The sequence below is a fragment of the Luteimonas sp. KH_071 genome, assembly GCF_057838005.1.
This window is the reverse complement of record NZ_CM174458.1, coordinates 876,658-898,905: the sequence shown is the minus strand read 5'-3', so window position 1 is coordinate 898,905 and position 22,248 is coordinate 876,658. Positions and strand designations below refer to the sequence as shown.

General features: G+C 67.7%; 20 protein-coding genes and 1 riboswitch. Of the genes, 9 read left to right on the top strand and 11 right to left on the bottom strand.

The features are described 5' to 3' along the window. Positions 1–26 precede the first annotated feature (26 nt). Both AC3IRM_RS04130 and olsF read right to left on the bottom strand, forming a co-directional pair. A complete protein-coding gene (locus tag AC3IRM_RS04130; RefSeq protein ID WP_489204992.1) occupies positions 27–857 on the bottom strand; it encodes a UDP-2,3-diacylglucosamine diphosphatase in 831 nt (276 codons plus the stop codon). Next, positions 854–2,548, bottom strand: coding sequence for a bifunctional ornithine lipid synthase OlsF (gene olsF, locus AC3IRM_RS04125; RefSeq protein WP_489204991.1), 1,695 nt, complete (start codon positions 2,546–2,548; stop codon positions 854–856). Before olsF ends, AC3IRM_RS04130 begins: the two co-directional genes overlap by 4 nt. A gap of 208 nt (positions 2,549–2,756) precedes the next feature. Here olsF and metK point away from each other — a divergent pair, with 208 nt between their 5' ends. The 4 genes from metK (at position 2,757) to AC3IRM_RS04105 (ending at position 7,463) form a co-directional block, all read left to right on the top strand. Then, the gene (gene metK / locus AC3IRM_RS04120; protein ID WP_489204990.1) at positions 2,757–3,968 is read left to right on the top strand and encodes a methionine adenosyltransferase; all 1,212 of its coding nucleotides are present in this window, start codon (positions 2,757–2,759) and stop codon (positions 3,966–3,968) included. Between the two features lie 180 nt (positions 3,969–4,148). Then, entirely contained in the window at positions 4,149–5,561 is a 1,413-nt protein-coding gene (locus AC3IRM_RS04115) for a circularly permuted type 2 ATP-grasp protein (protein ID WP_489204989.1), read from the top strand. 104 nt (positions 5,562–5,665) lie between these two features. Further along, positions 5,666–6,673, top strand: a complete 1,008-nt coding sequence (locus tag AC3IRM_RS04110; protein WP_489204988.1) for an alpha-E domain-containing protein — start codon at positions 5,666–5,668, stop codon at positions 6,671–6,673. A gap of 58 nt (positions 6,674–6,731) precedes the next feature. Then, positions 6,732–7,463 (top strand): proteasome-type protease, encoded by a 732-nt coding sequence (locus AC3IRM_RS04105; RefSeq protein WP_489204987.1) that lies wholly within the window; start codon positions 6,732–6,734, stop codon positions 7,461–7,463. Positions 7,464–7,760: 297 nt separating this feature from the next. On the opposite strand, the gene AC3IRM_RS04100 is transcribed toward AC3IRM_RS04105, so the two are convergent. Then, a complete protein-coding gene (locus AC3IRM_RS04100; RefSeq protein WP_489204986.1) occupies positions 7,761–10,271 on the bottom strand; it encodes an alpha/beta hydrolase family protein in 2,511 nt (836 codons plus the stop codon). A gap of 356 nt (positions 10,272–10,627) precedes the next feature. Then, a riboswitch (S-adenosyl-L-homocysteine riboswitch) is annotated at positions 10,628–10,729 on the top strand. Between the two features lie 35 nt (positions 10,730–10,764). Between AC3IRM_RS04100 and ahcY the strand changes: the two genes are divergently transcribed. Further along, positions 10,765–12,213 carry an adenosylhomocysteinase gene (ahcY, locus tag AC3IRM_RS04095; RefSeq protein WP_489204985.1) on the top strand — a complete coding sequence of 483 codons (1,449 nt, stop codon included), beginning with the start codon at positions 10,765–10,767 and terminating at the stop codon, positions 12,211–12,213. A gap of 63 nt (positions 12,214–12,276) precedes the next feature. Here the strand turns inward: ahcY and AC3IRM_RS04090 are convergent, their stop codons facing one another. Next, complete coding sequence (locus AC3IRM_RS04090; RefSeq protein ID WP_489204984.1) at positions 12,277–12,537, bottom strand: hypothetical protein; 261 nt, start codon at positions 12,535–12,537, stop codon at positions 12,277–12,279. Continuing rightward, a complete protein-coding gene (locus AC3IRM_RS04085) occupies positions 12,534–12,731 on the bottom strand; it encodes a hypothetical protein (RefSeq protein ID WP_489204983.1) in 198 nt (65 codons plus the stop codon). The genes AC3IRM_RS04090 and AC3IRM_RS04085 overlap by 4 nt, the downstream gene beginning before the upstream one ends. On the opposite strand from AC3IRM_RS04085, the gene AC3IRM_RS04080 reads away from it, so the two are divergent. Both AC3IRM_RS04080 and AC3IRM_RS04075 read left to right on the top strand, forming a co-directional pair. Then, a complete protein-coding gene (locus tag AC3IRM_RS04080) occupies positions 12,732–13,025 on the top strand; it encodes a sigma factor-like helix-turn-helix DNA-binding protein (protein WP_489204982.1) in 294 nt (97 codons plus the stop codon). Then, complete coding sequence (locus AC3IRM_RS04075; protein WP_489204981.1) at positions 13,022–13,591, top strand: hypothetical protein; 570 nt, start codon at positions 13,022–13,024, stop codon at positions 13,589–13,591. Before AC3IRM_RS04080 ends, AC3IRM_RS04075 begins: the two co-directional genes overlap by 4 nt. A gap of 48 nt (positions 13,592–13,639) precedes the next feature. On the opposite strand, the gene AC3IRM_RS04070 is transcribed toward AC3IRM_RS04075, so the two are convergent. The 3 genes from AC3IRM_RS04070 to mqo all read right to left on the bottom strand — a co-directional run bounded on the left by AC3IRM_RS04070 (position 13,640) and on the right by mqo (position 17,180). Then, positions 13,640–14,197, bottom strand: coding sequence for a DUF3228 family protein (locus AC3IRM_RS04070; protein ID WP_489204980.1), 558 nt, complete (start codon positions 14,195–14,197; stop codon positions 13,640–13,642). Between the two features lie 31 nt (positions 14,198–14,228). Then, positions 14,229–15,350, bottom strand: a complete 1,122-nt coding sequence (locus AC3IRM_RS04065; protein ID WP_489204979.1) for a GGDEF domain-containing protein — start codon at positions 15,348–15,350, stop codon at positions 14,229–14,231. A gap of 126 nt (positions 15,351–15,476) precedes the next feature. Continuing rightward, entirely contained in the window at positions 15,477–17,180 is a 1,704-nt protein-coding gene (mqo, locus tag AC3IRM_RS04060; RefSeq protein WP_489204978.1) for a malate dehydrogenase (quinone), read from the bottom strand. A 210-nt stretch (positions 17,181–17,390) separates the two neighbouring features. Between mqo and metF the strand changes: the two genes are divergently transcribed. After that, positions 17,391–18,215, top strand: coding sequence for a methylenetetrahydrofolate reductase [NAD(P)H] (gene metF / locus AC3IRM_RS04055; RefSeq protein ID WP_489204977.1), 825 nt, complete (start codon positions 17,391–17,393; stop codon positions 18,213–18,215). Between the two features lie 56 nt (positions 18,216–18,271). Beyond that, on the top strand, positions 18,272–18,850 hold the full coding sequence (locus tag AC3IRM_RS04050; protein ID WP_489204976.1) for a hypothetical protein: 579 nt from the start codon (positions 18,272–18,274) through the stop codon (positions 18,848–18,850). Positions 18,851–18,889: 39 nt separating this feature from the next. Here AC3IRM_RS04050 and AC3IRM_RS04045 read toward each other — a convergent pair whose 3' ends face one another. The 3 genes from AC3IRM_RS04045 to rimK all read right to left on the bottom strand — a co-directional run bounded on the left by AC3IRM_RS04045 (position 18,890) and on the right by rimK (position 22,181). Continuing rightward, the gene (locus AC3IRM_RS04045) at positions 18,890–20,257 is read right to left on the bottom strand and encodes a sensor histidine kinase (protein WP_489204975.1); all 1,368 of its coding nucleotides are present in this window, start codon (positions 20,255–20,257) and stop codon (positions 18,890–18,892) included. Continuing rightward, a complete protein-coding gene (locus AC3IRM_RS04040) occupies positions 20,244–20,927 on the bottom strand; it encodes a response regulator transcription factor (protein ID WP_159678036.1) in 684 nt (227 codons plus the stop codon). Before AC3IRM_RS04040 ends, AC3IRM_RS04045 begins: the two co-directional genes overlap by 14 nt. 330 nt (positions 20,928–21,257) lie before the next feature. Then, positions 21,258–22,181 carry a 30S ribosomal protein S6--L-glutamate ligase gene (gene rimK, locus AC3IRM_RS04035; RefSeq protein ID WP_489204974.1) on the bottom strand — a complete coding sequence of 308 codons (924 nt, stop codon included), beginning with the start codon at positions 22,179–22,181 and terminating at the stop codon, positions 21,258–21,260. Positions 22,182–22,248 lie beyond the last annotated feature (67 nt).

The window sequence follows — 22,248 nt, the reverse complement described above, 5'->3', positions numbered from 1 at the left end:
AGCAGCCGGCGCCGCGGGTCGAGGTCTCAGGCCGCGCGTGACACCGGCACGGCGGGCACCGTCGCGGCACGCGCGGGCAGCGTCGCGAGCACTTCCCCCTGATGCGACAACAGACGCAGGCTGCCGTCCTGCGCTTCGGCCAGCGCGGTCAGGCTTTCGACCCAGTCACCATCGTTGGCATAGACCAGACCGTCGCGCTCGATCAGCGACGCGCGATGGATATGGCCGCAGACGATGCCGTCGAGACCGCGCCGCCGCGCATCGGCAAGACCGGCCTGCACGAAACGTTCGATGTAGCGTTCGGCTGCGCCGCTGCGCTGCTTGAGGAATTCCGACAGCGACCAGTAGCGCATGCCCAGCTGCCTGCGTGCACGGTTGAGCCACTGGTTGCCGGTGAGGATGCGGTAGTAGAGCCAGTCGCCGAAACGTTCCTGCAGGCCGCCGAAGTGCGTCACGGCATCGTAGTCGTCGCCATGCGTGACCAGCAGGCGACGTCCGTCCGCCGTCTCGTGCACGGTTCGGCGGCGCACCTGCATCGCCGGCAGCGCGAGGCCGCAGACGCGCCGCAGCGCGCGGTCGTGGTTGCCCGGCACGTAGACGATCGTCGTGCCGGCGCGACGCAAGGCATGCAGCGCTTCGATCACGCGGACCTGCGGTGCTCCCCAGCGCGCGCGGCGCTGCGCCATCCACCACAGGTCGACGATGTCGCCGACCAGGTACAGCCGGTCGCAGCGCAGGCCATCCAGAAAGGAGGCCAGTTCCGCGGCGTGGCAATGCTTGGCGCCCAGGTGCACGTCGGACACGAATACGGTGCGGTGATGGGGGCGTGGTGGTGGCAGTCGGGCAGGCTGGCTCATGCGTCGGTCTTCCCCAGGTAGCGGCGCCGCTTGTGCGGACGCAGGCGGTGCAGGTCCAGTTCGACCAGGCCGTCGACGGAATTGCAGAAGCCGGGATCGACGCCGAATGCGAGAAAGCGGGCGCCGCCCGGCTCGCACAGTTCGACGTACTGGCGATACAGCGTGGGCACGCCGGCGCCGAACGTGGCCAGTCCGGCCTTCAGTCGCGCCAGGGCGGATGCCTGATCGAGATCGCCGAACGACGGCGGCGCGCCCGCGAATGCGAACGGCCGACGTGCGACCGCGAGTCCATCTCCAGCGTGATAACGCTGGAAGTAGGCGACCAGTTGCTCGCGGGCGTCGCGCGGCAGGGCCGCGCTGATCGAAGCCGGTCCGTACAGCCAGCGCACCTGCGGGTGGCGCCGCAGATACGCGCCGATGCCCTGCCACAGGGCGTCGAGTCCACGCCCGCCCCAACACTCGGGCACGACGAAGCTGCGGCCGAGTTCCATGCCGGCCTGCAAACGCGGCAGCGCCGCGTCGGCATAACGGAACAGTGAGGCCGAATAGAGGCCTTCGAGTCCGCGCCGCGCGAGGACCTCCGCGCCGCAAGCAACGCGGTACGCGCCGACCACACGCGCCGCGGTGTCGTCCCACAACACGATGTGGTCGTAGTGCGCATCGAATGCGTCGAGATCGCGTGCGCGCCCGGTGCCCTCCCCGACCCGGCGGAACGTCAGCTCGCGCAGCCGGCCGATCTCGCGCAGCAGCGGATTGCGCAGATTCCCTCGCAGCAACCGCACCTGTTGTCCCACGCCGAGTTCGCACAGGCATTCGGTCGACATGACAGCCGCGCGGAGATGCGCTGGCGACACCGGACGCGCGAGCGGCGCCTGGCCGTCGGCGCAGGCCTCGCGGCGGGTGCCGATCGCATAGAGCTGACGGCGCAGCGAGCGCAACACCGCGTCGTCGTCGCCATCCGCGGGCAAGGCCAGTGGCGTGCCGACGCGCAACCGCAGCGGCCGGGCGCGCCGGGCGTACATCTCGCGAGCCAGAAGCGCGGTACCCGCCGGCCGGTACAGCGCGGAGACGCCATAGAACAGCGGCGAATTGCGCGCGTCGATGCGGACCGGCAACACCGGCGCACCGGTGTTGCGGACGAAGCGCAATACGCCGCGACGCCAGCGCGAATCGCGCACCCCGGCCGGCCCGAGCCGCGACACCTCGCCGGCCGGGAAAATCACGACGCAGGCCTCATCGCGCAGCGCGGCCTCGACCGCGGCGATGCTGGCTTCGGTCGGCCTGCCGCCGAGGATCCGCACGCCCAGCATCAGCGGCGCCAGCGGCTGGACCGTCGCCAGCAGATCGTTGGCGACGATGCGCACGTCGCGGCGCACCCGGCCGATGCAGGCCAGAAGCGCGAGGGCATCGAGCGCACCGGAAGGATGGTTGGCGACCACCAGCAGACGTCCGCGCGCCGGGATCCGGGCGACGTCGGCATCGGTCACGTGGAAGCGCAGGCCCAGGTGTTCGCTGCAGGCGGCGACGAAGTCGAACCCGGCGAGATGCGCGGTCCCGGTGAGGAACGTGTCGATGTCATCGAAACGCGACCAATGGCCGATGCCACGCAGCAGCGGGCGGACGATGCGGGCGCGGCGGCCGCGGAACCAGTCGGGCCAACGCTGCCTGAGACGATCCTCGATCCGGAGCATGGGTGCCAGGTCGGGCGGGGATGCGCGCAGCCTGGGCCCGCCCCACGTCGTCCGGATTGCAGTCCGCTTTCAGGCGCGTGACAGTCGACCGGCGGGCGGCCGGGTACTTAACCGCAGTGCAATCCGCCGCAGGGCACAATGCAATTCCACGGCCGGCGCTGTATCATTTCGGCCCATCTTTTCATCCGAATATAGGGATATAGCCCCGATGTCCAGCTATCTCTTCACCTCCGAGTCGGTCTCCGAAGGCCACCCGGACAAGATCGCCGACCAGATTTCCGATGCCGTCCTCGACGCGATCCTCGCGCAGGACAAGCGCGCCCGCGTGGCCTGCGAGACGATGGTCAAGACCGGTGTGGCGATCGTCGCCGGTGAAGTGACCACCAGTGCCTGGATCGATCTCGAAGCGCTGACCCGCAAGGTGATCCTCGACATCGGCTACAGCAGCTCCGACGTCGGTTTCGACGGCGAGACCTGTGGCGTGCTGAACCTGATCGGCAAGCAGTCGCCCGACATCAACCAGGGCGTGGACCGCAAGAACCCCGAGCAGCAGGGTGCCGGCGACCAGGGCCTGATGTTCGGCTATGCCACCAACGAAACCGACAGCTTCATGCCGGCCGCGATCCACCTGTCGCACCGCCTCGTCGAGCGCCAGGCGCAGGTCCGCAAGAAGAAGAATTCGAACCTGTCGTGGCTGCGGCCCGATGCGAAGTCGCAGGTCACCCTGCGCTACGAAGACGGCAAGGCAACCGCGATCGATGCGGTGGTGCTGTCGACCCAGCACGATCCGGGCATCAAGCAGAAGGACCTCATCGAGGCCGTCCGCGAAGAGATCATCAAGCCCGTGCTGCCGGCCAAGTGGCTGCACAAGGGCACCAAGTTCCACATCAATCCGACCGGCAAGTTCATCATCGGCGGCCCCGTGGGCGACTGCGGCCTGACCGGCCGCAAGATCATCGTCGACACCTACGGCGGCTGGGCGCGCCACGGTGGTGGTGCGTTCTCGGGCAAGGATCCGTCGAAGGTCGACCGCTCGGCCGCATACGCGGCGCGTTACGTCGCCAAGAACGTCGTCGCCGCGGGCCTGGCCGACCGTTGCGAAGTGCAGGTCTCGTACGCCATCGGCGTCGCCGAGCCGACCTCGATCTCGGTCACCACCTTCGGCACCGGCAAGATTCCGGACGAGAAGATCGAAAAGCTGATCCGCAAGCATTTCGACCTGCGCCCGTACGGCATCATCCAGATGCTGGATCTGATCCACCCGATGTACCAGCAGACGGCGGCCTACGGCCACTTCGGCCGCAAGCCGAAGGACTTCAGCTACACCGACGCGGCCGGCAAGTCGCAGAGCGCGACGTCGTTCTCGTGGGAGAAGACCGATCGCGCCGACGCACTGCGCGCGGATGCGAAGCTGAAGTAAGGGATCCAGGCGCGGCCTCCGCCGCGACCGCGACACCTCCGGAACGGGCCGCACATGCGGCCCGTTCTGCGTTGGACGATGTGCCGGCGCCGTCACCCGTTGTGCATCGCGGAGTTCGCATGCTATCTGTGCAGTGCAGTACGGATCCGCCTGCGCACTGCCTACGGAGCCTGTCACCCGATGCCGCCCAGCTACGACGAAATGCACGATGCCGACGGGCACGTCCGCCCGCACTATCGCGGTTTCGACGACTGGCTGCAGGCCACGCCCGACGCGCAGGTCGCGCACAAGCGCCGCGAGGCGGAGATTTCCTTCCACCGTGTGGGCATCACGTTCTCGGTCTATGGCGAGGAATCCGGCAACGAACGCCTGATCCCGTTCGACATCGTGCCGCGCGTACTGCCGGCGCGTGAATGGAAGATGCTCGAAGCCGGCCTGCGCCAGCGCGTGCATGCGCTGAATCTGTTCCTCGGCGACATCTACGGCGACCAGCGCATCCTGCGCGACGGCCGCATCCCGACCGAACTGGTGCTCGACAACAGCGAGTACCGCAAGGAGATGCAGGGCCTCAGGGTCGCCTGCAACACCTATTCCCATGTCTCGGGCATCGACCTGGTGCGCGCCGGCGACGGCGAGTACTACGTGCTCGAGGACAACCTGCGCGTGGCGTCCGGCGTGTCCTACATGCTGGAGAACCGGCGGATGATGGCGCGTCTGCTGCCTGAAGTGTTCGCGCGCCAGCAGATCGCGCCGGTCGAGCGCTACCCCGATGCCCTGTTCGACATCCTGCGCGAGTGCGCACCGGCCAACGTCGACAACCCGGTGGTGGCAGTGCTGACCCCGGGCGCCGCGAACTCGGCGTATTTCGAACATGCGTTCCTGGCCCAGCAGATGGGCGTGGAACTGGTCGAGGGCGCGGACCTGTTCGTGCAGAACGACATGGTCTACGCCCAGACCACGCGCGGCGCGCAGCGTGTCCACGTGATCTATCGCCGTATCAACGACGACTTCCTCGATCCGACGGTGTTCCGCCCCGAGTCGCATCTCGGCGTGCCGGGCCTGTTCGGCGCTTATCGCGCCGGCAACGTGACCCTGGCGAACGCGCCGGGCACTGGCGTCGGCGACGACAAGTCGGTCTATCCCTACGTGCCGGAGATGATCCGCTACTACCTCAGTGAAGAGCCGATCCTGCACAACGTGCCGACCTGGCAGCTGCGCAATCCGGATGATCTGAAGTACACGCTCGAGCACCTGCCGGAACTCGTGGTCAAGGAAGTCCATGGCGCGGGCGGCTACGGCATGCTCGTGGGCCCCGCGTCGACGAAGGCCGAGATCGAGGAGTTCCGCGCGCGCATCCTCGCCGATCCGAGCAACTACATCGCCCAGCCCACGCTGTCGCTGTCGACCTGCCCCACCTATGTCGAAAGTGGTCTCGCGCCCCGCCATATCGATCTGCGTCCCTACATCCTCACTGGACGCCGTATCCATGTGATTCCGGGTGGCCTGACGCGCGTCGCATTGCGCGAGGGCTCGCTGGTCGTGAACTCGTCGCAGGGCGGCGGCACCAAGGACACCTGGGTCATGGAGGCATGAGGCGCCTCCACTGCTGTGCCTGCAACGTCCGCGCGATGACCCAGCGTTTCGCTCCCTTGTTATCCGGCGCATTACGCGCCGGCCATCCGAACAGGCGCTGACCCATGCTCTGCCGCACCGCGAACGATCTCTACTGGGTGGCCCGCAACATGGAGCGCGCCGAGAACACTGCGCGCCTGCTCGACATGGCCCAGCGCATTGCGCTGTTGCCCGAGCGCCTGGACCGCGGCAAGGCGCAGTCTGCGCCCTGGCGCCGTGCACTCGATTCCCTGGGTTCGGCGCAGGAGTTCGAGCAGGCCCACGGCCGCATTGATGCCGAGAGCGTGGTCCAGCATCTGCTGCTCTCGCCGACCAATCCCGGGTCGATCTACAGCTGTCTGCGCGCTGCGCGCGAGAATGCCCGCGCGCAGCGCGTTGCGATCACCGCGGAGATGTACGAAGACCTCAACAGTTCGTGGCTGGAGATCCGGCGCTTCGACAGCGCGCGCCTGCGCCAGGACGGCTTGAGCGGTGCGCTGGAATGGGTCAAGACCCGCTCGGCGGCGTTCCGCGGCATCACCATCGGCACGCTCGGCCGTGGTGAGGGCTACCAGTTCCTGCAGATGGGCGCCTTCATTGAACGCGCGGACTGGTCGATCCGGTTGCTGGACATGATCAGCAGCGACGAAGAATTGCCGGAAACCGGCGAAGCGCGCGACGCGACCCAGTATTTCCAGTGGAGCGCGCTGTTGCAGGCGCTGTCGGCGTTCGAAACCTACCGCCGCCTGTATCGCGAGTCGGTCAGTCCGGCCGGCGTCGCGTCGTTGATGCTGCTCAACGACGACAACCCGCGCTCGCTGCAGACCTGCGTCGGCGCGATCCACCAGATATTGCAGCAGCTGTCGGGCGGCGAGTCGCTGGAGGTCGCCCGGCAGGCCGGCGCACTGGCCGCGCAGGCGCGCTACGCACACATCGACGAGATCATCGCCGGCGGCATGGAATCGTGGCTGCAGGACACCATGGCGCGCCTGTCGAAGCTCGGCACCGAGATCCACCGGCAGTTCATGACCACCGGCGCGGCGCCCGTCGCACCGCCGGTCATGCGCCAGTCGCAATGGCAGCGCACGTCCTGAGCTGTCACTGCCTGCCGCCGCGGGGCACAATGGCGATTGCGCTGTACCGCGATACGACATGACCTACTGCATCGGACTGAACCTCGACGAGGGCCTGGTACTGGCCTCCGACTCGCGCACCAACGCCGGCGTGGACCATATCCGCCGTGCGGGAAAGATGAGGGTCTTCTCCCAGGACGGCGAACGCGTCGTGGTGACGCTGTCGTCGGGCAATCTCTCGCTGACGCAGAACGTGCTCAATCTGCTCGAGCATCGCGCCCGCCACGAGCCGGAACGCATCGGCATTCTCAACGCGCAGTCGATGTTCCAGGTGGCGCAGGTCGTCGGCGATGCGATGCGCGAGATCCGCGGCCGCGACGAAGCCTATCTGCGCGACGGCGGCATCGATCCCAGCGGATCTTTCATCGTCGGCGGCCAGATCCGCGGCGAAGCGCCCCGCCTTTTCCTCGTGTACTCGGAAGGCAACTTCATCGAGAGCGCCGGCGAGACGCCGTTCTTCCAGACCGGCGAGATCAAGTTCGGCAAGCCGATCCTCGACCGGGTGATCACCAAGCACACCGACCTGGTCACCGCGACCAAGTGCGCGCTGGTGTCGTTCGATTCGACGATCCGCTCCAACCTCTCGGTCGGCCCGCCGATCGACCTGCTGGTCTACAAGCGCGACAGCCTGAAGGTCGAGATCCAGCAGCGCTTCGAGGACGGCGACGCCTATCTGCAGTCGATCCGCAGCCGATGGAACGACAGCATGCGTCACGCAGTGGCGGAGCTGCCGTCGCCGGAGTGGGCTTGATTCGAGCGCCGGTGCCGCGCGCCGATATGCGTGGTGCGCGCATTTGAATCGAAGTCGAGGCGACGGATAGGTGTTTCTCCTGCCGCCTTCGGGGCAACGTGCCCGCTGGCTAGACGGTGTGCCAGAAGGCGGATGCGGGTGCTGCTTTCGGCAGCCTGCGTGTCAGGTCCCGACCCTCACCCGACGCGCTTCGCGCGTCGACCTCTCCCGGAGGGAGAGGTGCGGATTGCCTCCAGGCTGAGATGACGCGCGCGAGACGCCTCGGAGGCGTCGCGCGCACGTCAGAGGTTTCGACGCTCAGCGAGCCGCATCTTCCGCCGGCCTGTTCTTCACATACTGGTCGAGCCAGGCATTGGTCTCGTAAAGCATGTGCAGGATCGATTCGCGCGCGCGGTAGCCGTGCGACTCCTTGGGCAGCATCACCAGGCGCGCGTTGCCGCCCAGGCCCTTGATCGCGGCGAACATGCGTTCGCTCTGCATCGGAAACGTGCCGGAGTTGTTGTCCTCTTCGCCGTGGATCAGCAGGATCGGATCCTTGATCTCGCCGGCGTAATTGAACGGTGACATCTGCAGGTACGTCTCCTGCGCCTGCCAGTAGTTGCGTTCCTCGGCCTGGAAGCCGAATGGCGTCAGCGTGCGGTTGTACGCGCCGCTGCGGGCGATGCCGGCGGCGAACAGGCGCGAATGCGCGAGCAGGTTGCCGGTCATGAAGGCGCCGTAGGAGTGCCCGCCGATCGCGACCCGTCGACGGTCCGCGACACCGCGGCGCACGGCTTCGTCGATCGCGGCTTCGGCGCTGGCGACCAGCTGTTCGATGTAGGTGTCGTTGGGTTCGGCAGCACCCTCACCGATGATCGGCATCGACACGTCGGCGAACACCGCGTAGCCCATCGCCAGGAACGCCTGCGGGCCCCAGTAGCCGACCGCATTGAAGCGGTACGGCGAATCGGTGACCTGGCTGGCGGCGTCTGCGGATTTGAACTCGCCCGGATACGCCCACATCAGCATCGGCAGCGGGCCGTCGCGCGTGGCGTCGTAACCGGCGGGCAGGTACAGCGTGCCGGTGAGATCCACGCCATCCTTGCGCTTGAAGCGCACGAGTTCCTTCTGCACGTCGCGCAACTGCGGCGTCGGGTGTTCGAACGCGGTCAGCGGCACCGGCGCGGCATCGGGTGCGTCGAGGCGACGCACGACGTAGTTCGACGGCTCGGTCTGGGTCTCGCGCGAGGTCAGCAGGCGCGTCGCGTCGGCATCGAGCACTGCGCTGGGCGATTCGTAGTACGGCGCCTGCGAATGGAACAAGCGCGTGGTGCTGCCGTCGGCGAGGTTCTGGCGGTCGAGGAACGGGCGGTCGCCCTCCTCCGAGGCGCCATCGCCGATGCGGTAGATGCTGTTGCCGTCGGAGGCGATCAGCAGGCGGCTGTTGCCGGTCGCGTCGGGCATCGTCACGGCCATGCCCGGATCGGCGTAGCGGTCCTCGTAGGACCCGTCGCGCACCATGACCGGCTCGCCACCGTCGGGCTGCAGGCGCCACTCGCGGATGCGCCGCGTCTTCCACCAGTACTCGGTCAGCAATGCGAGATCGCCGCTGCCCCACTGCGTGCCGGCGTAGCGCATCGAGAGTTCGGCCAGCACCTGCGGCTGTCCGCGGAACGGCGCCGCCTGCATGTAGACGATGTCGCGCACCGCGACTTCGCGGGCGGGGTCGCCGCCGTCCTGCGCTTCGACCCATGCGAGCGTGGCCGGCGCATCACTGCGCCAGGACACGGATCGCTTGCCGGTGGGCACCGCGTCGTTGCCGACCGGCAGGCCTTCGACCAGCGGCAGTGTCGCGACGGTGTGCTGCACCTGGCCGTCCAGGCCGACGACTTCGATGCGCCGCGGGAATCGCGTATACGGCACGAGATAGGAGAACGGACGATCGATCTGCTGGCGCAGGATGTGGCGACCATCGGGCGAAAGGGTCGCGCTGGTGGTCAGGCCGGGCGCGCCGATCGGCGACACCGCGCCGTCGAGCGCCACGCGGGCGAGCTGGCTGGTCATGTAGTGCGCGAACACGCGCGCGTCCTGCTCGCTGCGCAACAGATCCTGATAGGTGCGCAACTGCTGCACCGTGCCGCCGGCGCCGGTTTCCTGCACGTTCGGGCCCGCGGGAATGCCCGCGTCCTGCGGCACGCTGCCCTGCCCTTCGGGGCGCAGGCGCACCAGCAGCCCGGCGCTGTCGGGCATCCACTCGAAGCCGTTGCCGACCACCGCGTTGAGCGGCTGCGCGAGCAGGCGCCGCGCCTGGCGCGTGGCCACATCAATCACCCACAGTTGCACTTCACCGGCGCGCACGTCGACCTGGCTGAAGGCGATGTGGCGCTGGTCCGGCGACCACAGCAGCGAGGCCAGGGACAACGGTTCCGGCAGGCCGGCGATGCGCTGCTCCCCGCCGCCATCCACCGGCTTGAGCCACAGGTCGGTGACGTACGACGCGCGACTGGCCGAATACGTTTTCGGATTGATGCGGATGCCGCCGAGCTTGAGCTCGGGCTGCGCCACCTCGGCGATGCCCGGCAAGGCCGGCGTCTGCAGGAACGCGACGAGATCGCGTTGCGGACTCAGCAACAGCCGCGGCGGACGCGGTGCATCGACGATCGCCTGCAGTGCTTCGGGCGGGAGCCGGTAACCGGTGTCGGCGGACGCGGCCGCATCTGCGTCATTCGCGCCCTGCGCGAACAGGGGCGCCCCCCACGACAACGTCGCGGCGAGCAGCGTGGCGGAAACGACGACGGACAGACGGCAGCGGGCGGGAGCGGAAGACATCGGCAAGCGATCCGAAAGCACACGGGTCGTCGAGCATAACCGCGCCCAATGCGCGCGCAGCCGCCTGCGGGCCGGGACCGTCGGGACTTGCGCGCAGGCGTGAAACGGGTCACGCAGTACCGGAAGAAAAACGGGCCGCATCGCGCGGCCCCCAATCCGGTGCGTCCTGCGCCGGCGGATGCGTCGTCGATCAATGGCCTTGCAGCCGATCGTGACAAGCGCCGCATGCTGACGCACCTTGGGACGGGGCGCACTGGGGTCGACCCTAGGGGGTGGGCGCATGGATGAAGCGGGGTTCAGGGTGAATGCGTCGGGCATCCGATCCGATCCGACCCTGCGATAGAATGTCGGCCTGCCCCGCCGAGGGGCGCTGCGACCGGTTCGCCCGCGTGATGCATCGCGCGGTCAGGACGGCCAGGCTCGGCGTGGTGTTCCTGCGACAACGGCGCCCGTAACGCGAATACCCGCACGGTATTCCACTACGGAGCACAGCATGAACGCACAACTGAAGACCTTCTCCACCGAGGGCGACTACAAGATCGCCGACATCGGCCTCGCCGACTGGGGCCGCAAGGAAATCGACATCGCCGAGCACGAGATGCCGGGCCTGATGTCGATCCGCAAGAAGCACGCCGCCACCCTGCCGCTCAAGGGCGTGCGCGTGACCGGCTCGCTGCACATGACCATCCAGACCGCGGTGCTGATCGAGACGCTGAAGGACATCGGCGCCGACGTGCGCTGGGCGTCCTGCAACATCTTCTCGACCCAGGATCACGCCGCCGCCGCGATCGCCGCGACCGGCACCCCGGTGTTCGCCTGGAAGGGCGAGACGCTGGAGGAATACTGGGACTGCACGCTGGAAGCGCTGAGCTTCCCCGACGGCAAGGGCGGCCTGATCGGCCCCGAGCTGGTCGTCGACGACGGCGGCGACGTGACCCTGCTGATCCACAAGGGCTACGAGCTGGAACAGGGCGACGAGAGCTGGGTCAACAGCACCGGTGGCAGCCACGAGGAGCAGGTCATCAAGGCCCTGCTCAAGCGCGTGCGCGGCGAGCGTCCGGACTTCTGGACCCGCACCGTCGCCGAGTGGAAGGGCGTGTCCGAAGAGACCACCACCGGCGTGCACCGCCTGTACCAGATCGCCGAGGCCGGCAAGCTGCTGGTGCCGGCGATCAACGTCAACGACTCGGTTACCAAGTCGAAGTTCGACAACCTCTACGGCTGCCGCGAGTCGCTGGCCGACGGCCTCAAGCGCGCGATGGACGTGATGCTGGCCGGCAAGGTCGCCGTGGTCTGCGGTTATGGCGATGTCGGCAAGGGCTCGGCGGCGTCGCTGCGCAACTACGGCGCGCGCGTCGTGGTCACCGAGATCGATCCGATCTGCGCGCTGCAGGCGGCGATGGAAGGCTTCGAGGTCACCACGATCGAAGAGACCCTCGGCCGCGGCGACATCTACGTCACCACGACCGGCAACAAGGACATCATCACCGTCGAGCACATGCAGGCGATGAAGGACCAGGCCATCGTCTGCAACATCGGCCACTTCGACAACGAGATCCAGGTCGATGCGCTCAACGCGCTGAAGGGCGTGGAGAAGATCAACATCAAGCCGCAGGTCGACAAGTACGTCTTCGGCAACGGCAACGCGATCTTCCTGCTGGCCGACGGCCGCCTGGTGAACCTGGGCTGCGCCACCGGCCACCCGAGCTTCGTGATGTCGAACTCGTTCGCCAACCAGACACTCGCGCAGATCGACCTGTGGGAGAAGAAGGACACCTACGAGAAGAAGGTCTACATCCTGCCCAAGCATCTCGACGAGGAAGTGGCCCGTCTGCACCTCGAGAAGATCGGCGTGAAGCTGACCAAGCTCACCAAGGACCAGGCCGACTATCTCGGCGTCGCGGTCGAAGGCCCGTTCAAGCCTGACCATTACCGCTACTGATCGGTTCGCCGGTCATCGCGGAACAGGGAACGGGCGCCGGAAGGCGCCCGTTTTTTTGTGTGCTCAGCGGACGAAGCGCGACCGCAGCGCCTGCCACAACCGCTGCCGCGCCTCGAACACGCGCAGCCCCAGCAGGAACGCGCTGAGCCAGACCAGCCCTTCGGTCGTGACCGCGGCCACGGTGACCAGCACGATCCGCGTCGTCCGGTCGACGCCGAGCGTCAGCCCCACAGCGAGCGTGATCCACGCCAGCAGGCAGACCACGCCACCGAGCGCGATCCAGCGCCAGGGCCGGCGCACGCCGCCGTCGCGACGCGCGCTCATTCGTCACCCCGCAGCGCGACCAGCGCCGCGCGATCGAGATAGCGGCCATCGAGCACCACGGCACGGGCATCGCGTGCCTGCGCCAGATCAAGCAGCGGATCGTCGTCGAGCACCAGCAGATCGGCTTCGTAGCCGACCGCCTGCACCCAGCGCATCGGCCGCTGCGGGTCGCACACAACCTGGGGGCGAGCCACGTGCGCTCGGCCATCCGGACCCCTGCGCCGTTTCCGCTGGACGCCGGCGTTCACGACGTGCCCGACCCGGCGTCGGTCGCCGACGCCGACCGCGCGCGCAGCGAATGGCTGTTCGAGGCGCTCGCCACTCTGCCGCTGACGCTGCGCCAGCCGCTGATGCTGCAGCTCGAAGGCTTCGACTACGGCGAGATCGCCGAGCTCCTCGGCATCTCGATGGAAAACGTCGGTGTGCGCTTGCATCGCGCCCGCGCCCAGCTCAAAACCCTGCAAGCCCGTGAGGAGACCACGCCGTGAACGAGTTCGATGATCTGCTCCAGAGTGCATGGCAGGCCGCACGGCCGTCGACGGACAGCGCGGCGCTGATCAAGCGCGTGCGCCGCCATCAATTGCGGCTGCGGCTGCGACGCGGGCTGGAGATCGCGATCACGCTGACCGCGATCGCGATGCTGCTCCGGCCGTTGGCCGGCGCCGCGGTCACCCCGGCGTACTGGCTGGTCATGCCGTTTTTCGCGGTCTACATGCCGGCGGCGTGGTGGCTGCTGTTGCGCGTGCCGCAGCCGCGGATGGATGCCGCGACGCTCAACGTCGCGACCTATGCGCAGGTGCGCCTGTCGCAGCTGCGCGCCGGCCTGCGGGAACTGCGCATCGCGCGTGTCACCGCCGTCGTGCTGCTCGTCTATGCCCTGTCGGCGATGGCGATCTCGATCGCGATCGACGCGGCCGCCTGGCAATCGGCTGCGGGCCGTCTGCTGGTCTATGCCGGCATCTGCGCCGTGCTCACCTACGCCCTTTCCTACACGCGGCGAAGGCGCTATCGCGCCGAGTACCGCGGGATGCGTCGTGTCGCGGGCCCCCGCTGAGCCTGCGCGACGTGTCGGACCGGGATCGCCAACGCGCGCGGATGCGGGTCAGGGGCGCCAGTTCGCGTTCGCGTCCCAGAATTCCACGCTGCGCCGGTAGGCCTCGCGATCGAGCGGAACGCCCGAGCCGCCTTCGTCCACACCGAGCGCATTGCGCAGCATCGTGATCGGGGCCATCGGAATCTCTTCCGGCTCGGCGGTGTAGATGCAGCCGACGATGCCCCAGTCCGCATCGATCGGTGCACCTTCCTTCGCGAGCTGTTCGGCGCTGTAGAGAATCACCACGAGGTACTCGGCGCGTGGCGACTCCACGCCTTCGAACCAGCGCACCAGCACGGGCAGTTCGGCGCTGTTGCGTGCCTCGTAGCCGGAGCGCAGCAGGTGCCGGTTGGCGTCGGTGATCGGCACGGTCAGACATCGCGTCGAGGTCCAGTTGCGGTGCACGTGCAGCTTGCAGAACGGCGCGTAGCCACCGAGCACCGCGTGCGGCACTTCACTGTTGAGATGCGCCTCGAACTGCGCGGGCGTGATGTCCTGGATGGTGTTGCCGCGCGGTGTGCGGGGAAACAGACGGGGGCGGGCGAAGGGTGTAAGCACGATGGACATGCGGGTCCTGGGATCAGAAAAGCGGGACGCGTTACAGCGTGCGCTCGGTGCGGTTGCGGCCGCCCATCTTGGCGCGATACAGCGCGGCATCGGCTTCGCGGTACAGCGCACCGGCATCGGCGTGGCGGGACGCGTCAAAGCTGCTGCAGCCCACGCTCGTCGTCACGACATCCTGCACGCCATCGAAGACCAATGGACTTTGCGCGAGCGTCTCGCGGAAGCGTTCGGCGCGCGCGTGGGCCACGGTGCAGTCTGCAGGCAGCAGCACGCCGAACTCCTCGCCGCCGAGACGCGCGCACAACTCGCCCGGGCCGTCGAAAGACGCGTGCAACCGGCGCGAGAATTCGACCAGGCAAGCGTCGCCGGCCACGTGGCCGAAGCTGTCGTTGATGCGCTTGAAATGGTCGATGTCGAGGATCAGCAGCGACAGTGCGCGGCCGTCGCCAGCCAGCACGATCGCCTGTTCCAGCGACTCGGAAAACTCGCGTCGGTTGGGCAGCAGCGTCAGACCATCGACGCGGCTCTGGGTCGCGAACAGATCGCGCTGCTGGCGCAGGTCTTCTTCGAGTTCCAGCCGCGCGCGGTATTCCCGATGGCTACGCCGCATGACCAGCAGCATGTAGGCCATGTAGACGATCCACATGGCGCCGACACTGAGCGCGACCTCGCGCCACAGCACGACCAGCGGGGGCACCATGACCGCGAGAATCGCCAGCGCTGAGGGCAGCCGACGCATGCACAGCGTATGTGCGAGCGCCATGCCGAACGCACCGGAGAACAACAGCGCGATCAGCGGCGCGGGCTCGGGCAGCGCGGACTGGCTCCATGCGCTGAAGCCGCCCCAGACGACCGTCGTCGCAAGCACGACGCCCCACAGCCTGCGTAGATAACGGCGTGCCTCGCGTTCGTCCGGCGCGGCCGGAACGGGGATCAGCACGCGCACGACGGCGAGTGCCAGCAGCATGCCGATGACCAGCAACGCCGACATCCGGTAACCGGTCGAAAACCCGGTGACCGCGAACGCAAGCGTCGCGGCGACGCCGTAGAACCAGCCGCCGAGCCGGGCGCGCTGGCGTGTTTCCACCACTTCCTGGATCAACAGATTGCGGGCGCGCTGGGCGCTGCGGTCGTAGGTGACAGGCGTGCTCGGCATATGCGGAGAGTACGGCGAACCGGGTCGCCAGGACATCGCGCCGGGCGCATGAGACGGCGCGAAAGCGTCACGCGCCCACATCGCGCAAGAAAAAGGCGGGTCCGAAGGCCCGCCTCTTCGTTTCGATTACAGCGCCTGCGTGCGCCGGTCGAGATCGGCCTCGTCCGGGCCTTCGTCGGGACCATGCAGCTCGTCGTTCGCGGCCGGCGGCTGACCGTCGCCGATCGCCGCACCCGGCACTTCGTGATACGGCAGCTGCAGCACGCGGCTGGTCATGCCGCGAATGCGGTTGGTCAACGCGACGTCGGTGTTGAGCGTCTGCCCGAATGACGGGACGATCTGCTCGATACGTTCGCGCCACGGGCCCTCCATCTGCGTGGGATACACCTTGCGCATCACGTCGAGCATGATCTTCGGCGACGTCGACGCGCCCGGCGACGCACCCAGCAGCGCGGCGATGCTGCCGTCGGTGTCGGTGACGATCTCGGTCCCGAACTGCAGCATCGCGCCCTGGTCCGGATCGCGCTTGATCACCTGCACGCGCTGGCCGGCCGTCACCAGGCGCCAGTCGGCGGGCTGCGCGCCCGGGTAGTACTTCTGCAGTTCGGCCATGCGATCGGCATCCGACAGGCGCGCCTGGCTGATGAGATAACCGACCAGATCCCGGTTCTCGGCGCCGACGCGCATCATGCCGACAACGTTGTGGTTGTTGACCGAGGAGAACAGGTCGAACCACGAGCCGTGCTTGAGGAAGCGCGTGCTCTGCAGCGCGAACGGGCCGAACAGCAGCACCGGCTTGCCGTCGAGCATGCGCGCATCGAGATGCGGCACCGACATCGGCGGCGAGCCTTCCTCCGCCTTGCCATAGGCCTTGACCTCGTGGCGTGCGGTGACCGCCGGGTTGTCGGCGGCAAGGAACTGGCCGCCGACCGGGAAGCCACCGTAGTTCGCGGCTTCCGGAATACCCGAGTGCTGCAGCATCGTCAGCGCGGCGCCCCCGGCACCGACGAACACGAATTTCGCGCGGATCGAGCGGGTGGTGTCGGTGGCGAGATCGTGCACGGCAACGGTCCAGAGGCCGTCGTCACCGCGCTTCAACTGGCGCACCTCATGCCGCAGATGCAGGCCGAACTTCGGGCTGCGCTCGAGCGCCTGGGTCAGCTGGCGGGTGATCACGCCGAAATTGACGTCGGTGCCCAGCGGCATCCAGGTCGCGGCGATCTTCTGCGCAGGATCGCGTCCCTGCATCATCAGCGGCGCCCAGGCGGCGATCTGCTGCGGGTCTTCCGAGTACACCATGCCGTTGAACAACGGCTCCTTCGACAGCGCCGCGTGGCGACGGCGCAGATAGTCGATGTTGGCGTCGCCCCAGACGAAGCTCATGTGCGGGGTGGCGTTGATGAACTCGCCCGGCGCGCCGAGACGGCCGGCCTCGACCTGGTGCGACCAGAACTGGCGCGAGATCTCGAACTGCTCGGCGATGTCGACCGCGCGCGCGGTCTCGATGCTGCCGTCCTCGCGCTCGGGGGTGTAGTTGAGTTCGGCAAAACCCGAATGCCCGGTGCCTGCATTGTTCCAGCCATCGGAACTCTCCAGCGAGACGCCGTCGAGGCGCTCGTACATCTCGATGCGCCAGTCGGGCTCGAGTTCCTGCAGGTAGGTGGCCAGCGTGACGCTCATGACACCGGCGCCGATCAGCAACACGTCCACGGGCTCCGGGTTCACCGGCTCGGGGGGCGAACGCTCGAACAGCGGCCAGTACAGGAACAGGCCGGCAGCGATCGCCACCAGCACGACGAGGCCGACGAGGGCCTTGAGGAATTTCTTCATGACGGGATCCTTGGGGGAGGACGCCGGTCGGCGGCACCAGGACCGCCGAGGGGCACGGCCCGGCGTGGGCCGGGCGGCAGGCGAATTATAGGTCGGGCATGCGTCGAGGCAGCGGAAAAGCCTGTTGCAGCCGCGGGACTGCGCACCGTGTTTTCGCATGCATCGCGATCAAGCGATATAATCAGGCGACTCCGTCGTCGCAGGCCGCGCATGCTCCCGCTCAGCTTCGAGTTCTATCCGCCCAAGACCGACGACCAGCGCAGCCAGCTGGATCGCACCGCGAAAAGGCTCGCCGCGCATGCGCCCGAATACGTGTCGTGCACGTTCGGCGCCGGTGGTTCGACCTTGAGCCACACCCCCGAGACCGTGCGCCGCCTCAAGCAGCAACATGGCCTTGAGGCCGCCCCCCACCTGTCCTGCGTGGGCGGCAGCCGAGAGGAGATCCGCGAACTGCTGACGCTCTACCGCGCGATCGGCTGCACCCGCATCGTCGCGCTGCGCGGCGACCTGCCGTCCGGCATGGGACGGCCCGGCGACCTGCGTTACGCCGCCGATCTGGTCGCCTTCATCCGCAGCGAATTCGGCGACACCTTTCACATCGAAGTCGGCTGCTATCCCGAGGTCCACCCGCAGGCCGACGACGCCCGCGCGGACCTGCGCCACTTCAAGGCGAAGGTGGATGCCGGCGCGGACGCAGCGATCACCCAGTACTTCTACAACGCCGACGCCTACTTCCATTTCGTCGACACCGCGCGGCGCGCGGGCGTGGACATCCCGATCGTCCCCGGCATCATGCCGATCTCCAACTTCGGCCAGCTGCGCCGCTTCTCCGAGGCCTGCGGCGCCGAGATCCCGCGCTGGATGCAGCGCCAGATGATCGCGCACGGCGACGATGCCGATGCGATCCGGGAACTGGCCACGGACGTGGTCACCGGTCTGTGCGAACGTCTGATCGCAGGCGGCGCACCTGCCCTGCACTTCTACACACTCAACCTGTCGAAGCCGACCCAGGCCGTACTCGCACGCCTGTCCTGAGCGAAGCGCGCGGCACGCCACTGTCGCCATCACCGGCCAGCCGCTAGGCTGCGCCGATGCCCCGCCGTCCCTACTCCGCCCTGCTGCTGGCCGCCTCGGCGCTCGCGGGCGTGTGCCTGCCGTCCGGCGCGTCGGCCCAGGTGCGGCGTTGTACCGGGCCCGACGGCGGCACCATCTACACCGATCGCGCCTGCGCAGCCGTGGGCGCGACCTCAAGCGTGCCCCGCCAGCCCCCCGGGCCGTCGAGCCTGCCGCGGATCAGCTGCCAGCGACAGCTGCGAGGGCTGATCCAAGAGTTGAGCTTCGCGATCCACCAGCGCGACACCAACCGCCTGGCGGGTCTCTATCATTGGCAGGGGTTGAGCCAGAGCGGCGGTTACCAGATCCTCGAACGCCTCGACGCGATCGCGCAGCGGCCACTGGTCAACATCACCGCGCAACGGCCGGCGCAGACGGTGGTCGCGCAGGAACGCATCGGGTTCTCCGGCTGGGTCAGCGCGCGCGACATCCCCACCGCACAACCCGAGCGGCCACCGACTTCGCTACGTCTCGATCAGACCGGCGCAAGCGGCGGCACCGTGACCACCGTGTTCGGCCTGCGCCGGCATCTCGGTTGCTGGTGGGTGAGCCTGTAAGACAGCGATGACGCCTGCGCGCGGGGCGCGTCGCCCGCGTCAGTCCGCGGGCATCGACGGCCGCTCGGGCCCGAACGACAGCGTCGCGACGACACCGCGCACGGCGCCCGGCACCACACGCACCTGCCAGCCATACAGTGCGCACAGACGACGCACGATCGACAGGCCGATGCCACCACCCTGCGAGTGCTCGGCATGGGTGCCGCGATAGCCGCGCTCGAACAGCCGCGCCGCATCTTCGGCACTGAGGCCAGGCCCCGAATCGGCGACTTCGACGGTGGACTCGCCCAGGCGCACGACCACCTCGCCTTCCAGCGTGTACTTGATCGCGTTGCCGACGAGATTGCCGAGTGCGACGGTCACCGCGGACTCCGGAGCGTCGACGACCAGCGGCTGCGCGCCGGCCTCGAGCTGCAGCGTCAACGGTTTGCCGGCCAGCTGACCCCGGTGCGCGTCGAACAGCTGCTCCACCACGCGTCCGACATCCGTTGCGCCATGCCCACGCTCGTTGCGCGAGAGCAGCAGCAGCGCACTGATCAGATCGGTGCACTGCTGCTCGGCACGCTGGATGCGCTGCAGGCGCGCACGGGTCTTGTCGTCGAGTTCCGGCCGTGACAGCAACAGCTCCACCGCGCCCTTGATCACCGCCAGCGGCGTGCGCAGCTCATGGCTGACGTCGGCGTTGAACTCCCGGTCGCGCTGTACGACTTCCGTCAGACGGAATGCGTAGTCGTCGAGCGCGCTCGCCAGCTGACCGACTTCGTCATCGGGAAAGTGCGGCGCCAGGGCCTCGGGCGTCGAGGTATCGCCGGAACTGCGCAGCCGGTTCGCCAGTGCCGAGACCGGGCTCATGACACGCGCTGCCGACCACCAACCGATCAGCAGCGACAACAGCGACACCAGTACCACAGAGCCGAAGATCGCACGCTGGAACTGGGTCGCGCCGCGCATCGTCTCGCTCATGTCGTAGGCGAGAAAGAACCACTCGTCGGGCGTCTTGCGCACCGCGAGCTTGTACATGAAGGGCGTGCCGTCCTCGTCGACACCACTAAGGTTGTGGATGCCGTCGCCGAGTTCGTACCAGTCGGGCTGCTCGCGGCGCAATTCCTCGAAACGGTCGCGCTTGATCACGCGTGCGCGGATCTGCTCCAGCGGCACCGCCGGATTGCGCGCCGGGTCCACGTAGTAGCGGCGTGCGTACTCGTCGATGTTGCGGTTCATCAGGTCTTCGACCAGCGTGTTTTCCACGCGGTCGCGCGCTTCTTGGGTCAGGAACGCGAACAGCGTCGTGAGCCCGAGACCGAGCAACACGAACGACAGGATGATGCGACTGCGCAGCCGCCGCCGGTAACGGCGACGCCCGCGTGTCCGGGCCGGTCGGCCCTGGCTGGCCTCAGGTGGCCGCATCGGGAACCGCGATGCGGTAGCCGATGCCGTGACGGGTCTGGATGTACGGCGTGTCGAACGGCTTGTCGATCACCGCACGCAGGCCATGGATGTGGACGCGCAGCGAGTCCGAATCCGGCAGTTCCTCGCCCCAGACGCGAGTTTCCAGCTCCTGTCGCGTGACCACTGCCGGCGAGGCCTCCATCAGCGACTGCAGGATCTTCAGCGCGGTCGGATTGAGTTGCAGCAGCTTGCCGCCGCGACGCACTTCCAGCGTGTCGAGGTTGTATTCGACATCGCCGACATCGAGTACGCGCGTATGGGTGCCCTTGCCGCGGCGCGACAGCGCGTTGAGCCGCACTTCCACTTCCTGCAGCGCGAAGGGTTTGACCAGATAGTCGTCGGCGCCCGAATCGAAACCGGCGAGCTTGTTGTCGAGACTGTCACGCGCAGTGAGCATCAGCACGGGCGTCTGCTTGCGCGCGTCGTTGCGCAGCTTGCGGCAGACCTCCAGGCCGTCCATACCCGGCAGGTTGAGATCGAGCACGATCGCGTCGAAGTCGTGAACCACGGCCAGATGCAGGCCGGTGACCCCGTCGGCGGCGAAGTCGACGGTATGCCCGCGGTCTTCGAGGTAGTCGCCGAGGTTGGCGGCGATGTCCTGGTTGTCTTCGATGACGAGGATGTGCATTGGATGTCCTTGGCGTCGCGCCCGCGGGGGCGCGTTACGGTGAATACGGGTCTGGGCCGGATGATGGCACAGCGTTGCAATGCTTCCACGACGACCGTCGTCGTCGCGCATACAAGATCGTCCGGCGCGATGCGCGAACTCTCGCGCCATCGACAACGGCACGCGGGCAACACATAAAAAGACCCGGACGGAAACCGTCCGGGTCGAAGAGTATTGCCCCGATTGCCGTCATCCGCCGCGGCCCCGGTGACCCGGGGCGGAGAGAGAGCGCGAGCGCATTCCGGACGTGCAGCTTAGGCGTCGCAGCGTCAAAAACCGGAAAAAAAACGTTCAAGTTCCGTTCGGAATCACACGCCGCGTGCGACGGGCCGGCGTCTTCGCCGCAACGTGGGCCGAGAGGTACTCGATGATGCCGCCGGCGATGTCATCGCGGGTCGCCTCTTCGATCCCCTCCAGGCCCGGTGACGCATTGACTTCGAGCACCAGCGGCCCCCGCGCCGAGCGGATCAAATCCACGCCTGCGATGCCCAGACCGATGACCTGCGCGGCATGCACGGCGGCCGCGCGCTCCTCAGGGGTCGTCTCGACCGGGCTGGCCGTGCCGCCTCGGTGCAGGTTGGAACGGAAATCGCCGGGCGGCGCCTGACGCTGCATCGCGCCGATGACCCGGTCGCCGACGACGAAGCACCGCAGGTCCGCGCCCTGCGCCTCGGCGATGAATTCCTGCATGACGAAGCTCGCATACAGCCCACGCAGCGCTTCCACGACCCCACGCGATGCCGAGGGCTTTTCGGTCAGCATCACGCCCGCGCCCTGGCTGCCTTCATTGAGCTTGATGACATGCGGCGGCGGGCCGAGCATCGCCAGCAGGTCGTCTGTGTCGTCGGGGTTGTCGCCGAACACCGTAACCGGCAGACCGAGACCTTCGGCGGCGAGCAACTGCTGGCACAGCAACTTGTCGCGTGCGCGTGCAAACGCGGCGGACGGATTCGGCGCGAACGTGCCCATCAGTTCGAACTGGCGCAGCACCGCATTGCCGTAACGCGTGACCGACGCCGCGAAGCGCGGAATCACCGCGTCGTAGCCGACGATCGGCTTGCCCTTGTAGCGCATCGAAAAGCCTTCGCTGCTGATGCGCATGTAGCAGCGCAGCGGATCGAGCACGCGCACGGTGTGTCCGCGCACGCGCGCGGCCTCGACCAGGCGACGGGTCGAATAGAGCTTGGTATTGCGGGAGAGGATCGCGAGCTTCATCGAATCACCGGACGGGGCACAGCGAGGAGAACACACCAGAGGAGAAGCGGACCCCCAACGAAAACGG

What these genes read in the sequence shown, in the direction of transcription:
- ahcY (WP_489204985.1), top strand. Translation starts at nt 10,765, where the DNA reads ATGAACGCACAACTGAAGACCTTCTCCACCGAGGGCGACTACAAGATC.
- AC3IRM_RS04090 (WP_489204984.1), bottom strand. Translation starts at nt 12,537, where the DNA reads ATGAGCGCGCGTCGCGACGGCGGCGTGCGCCGGCCCTGGCGCTGGATC.
- rimK (WP_489204974.1), bottom strand. Translation starts at nt 22,181, where the DNA reads ATGAAGCTCGCGATCCTCTCCCGCAATACCAAGCTCTATTCGACCCGT.
- AC3IRM_RS04045 (WP_489204975.1), bottom strand. Translation starts at nt 20,257, where the DNA reads ATGCGGCCACCTGAGGCCAGCCAGGGCCGACCGGCCCGGACACGCGGG.
- olsF (WP_489204991.1), bottom strand. Translation starts at nt 2,548, where the DNA reads ATGCTCCGGATCGAGGATCGTCTCAGGCAGCGTTGGCCCGACTGGTTC.
- AC3IRM_RS04065 (WP_489204979.1), bottom strand. Translation starts at nt 15,350, where the DNA reads ATGCCGAGCACGCCTGTCACCTACGACCGCAGCGCCCAGCGCGCCCGC.
- AC3IRM_RS04105 (WP_489204987.1), top strand. Translation starts at nt 6,732, where the DNA reads ATGACCTACTGCATCGGACTGAACCTCGACGAGGGCCTGGTACTGGCC.
- mqo (WP_489204978.1), bottom strand. Translation starts at nt 17,180, where the DNA reads ATGAAGAAATTCCTCAAGGCCCTCGTCGGCCTCGTCGTGCTGGTGGCG.
- AC3IRM_RS04100 (WP_489204986.1), bottom strand. Translation starts at nt 10,271, where the DNA reads ATGTCTTCCGCTCCCGCCCGCTGCCGTCTGTCCGTCGTCGTTTCCGCC.
- AC3IRM_RS04040 (WP_159678036.1), bottom strand. Translation starts at nt 20,927, where the DNA reads ATGCACATCCTCGTCATCGAAGACAACCAGGACATCGCCGCCAACCTC.
- metK (WP_489204990.1), top strand. Translation starts at nt 2,757, where the DNA reads ATGTCCAGCTATCTCTTCACCTCCGAGTCGGTCTCCGAAGGCCACCCG.
- AC3IRM_RS04110 (WP_489204988.1), top strand. Translation starts at nt 5,666, where the DNA reads ATGCTCTGCCGCACCGCGAACGATCTCTACTGGGTGGCCCGCAACATG.
- AC3IRM_RS04130 (WP_489204992.1), bottom strand. Translation starts at nt 857, where the DNA reads ATGAGCCAGCCTGCCCGACTGCCACCACCACGCCCCCATCACCGCACC.
- AC3IRM_RS04050 (WP_489204976.1), top strand. Translation starts at nt 18,272, where the DNA reads ATGCCCCGCCGTCCCTACTCCGCCCTGCTGCTGGCCGCCTCGGCGCTC.
- AC3IRM_RS04070 (WP_489204980.1), bottom strand. Translation starts at nt 14,197, where the DNA reads ATGTCCATCGTGCTTACACCCTTCGCCCGCCCCCGTCTGTTTCCCCGC.
- metF (WP_489204977.1), top strand. Translation starts at nt 17,391, where the DNA reads ATGCTCCCGCTCAGCTTCGAGTTCTATCCGCCCAAGACCGACGACCAG.
- AC3IRM_RS04115 (WP_489204989.1), top strand. Translation starts at nt 4,149, where the DNA reads ATGCCGCCCAGCTACGACGAAATGCACGATGCCGACGGGCACGTCCGC.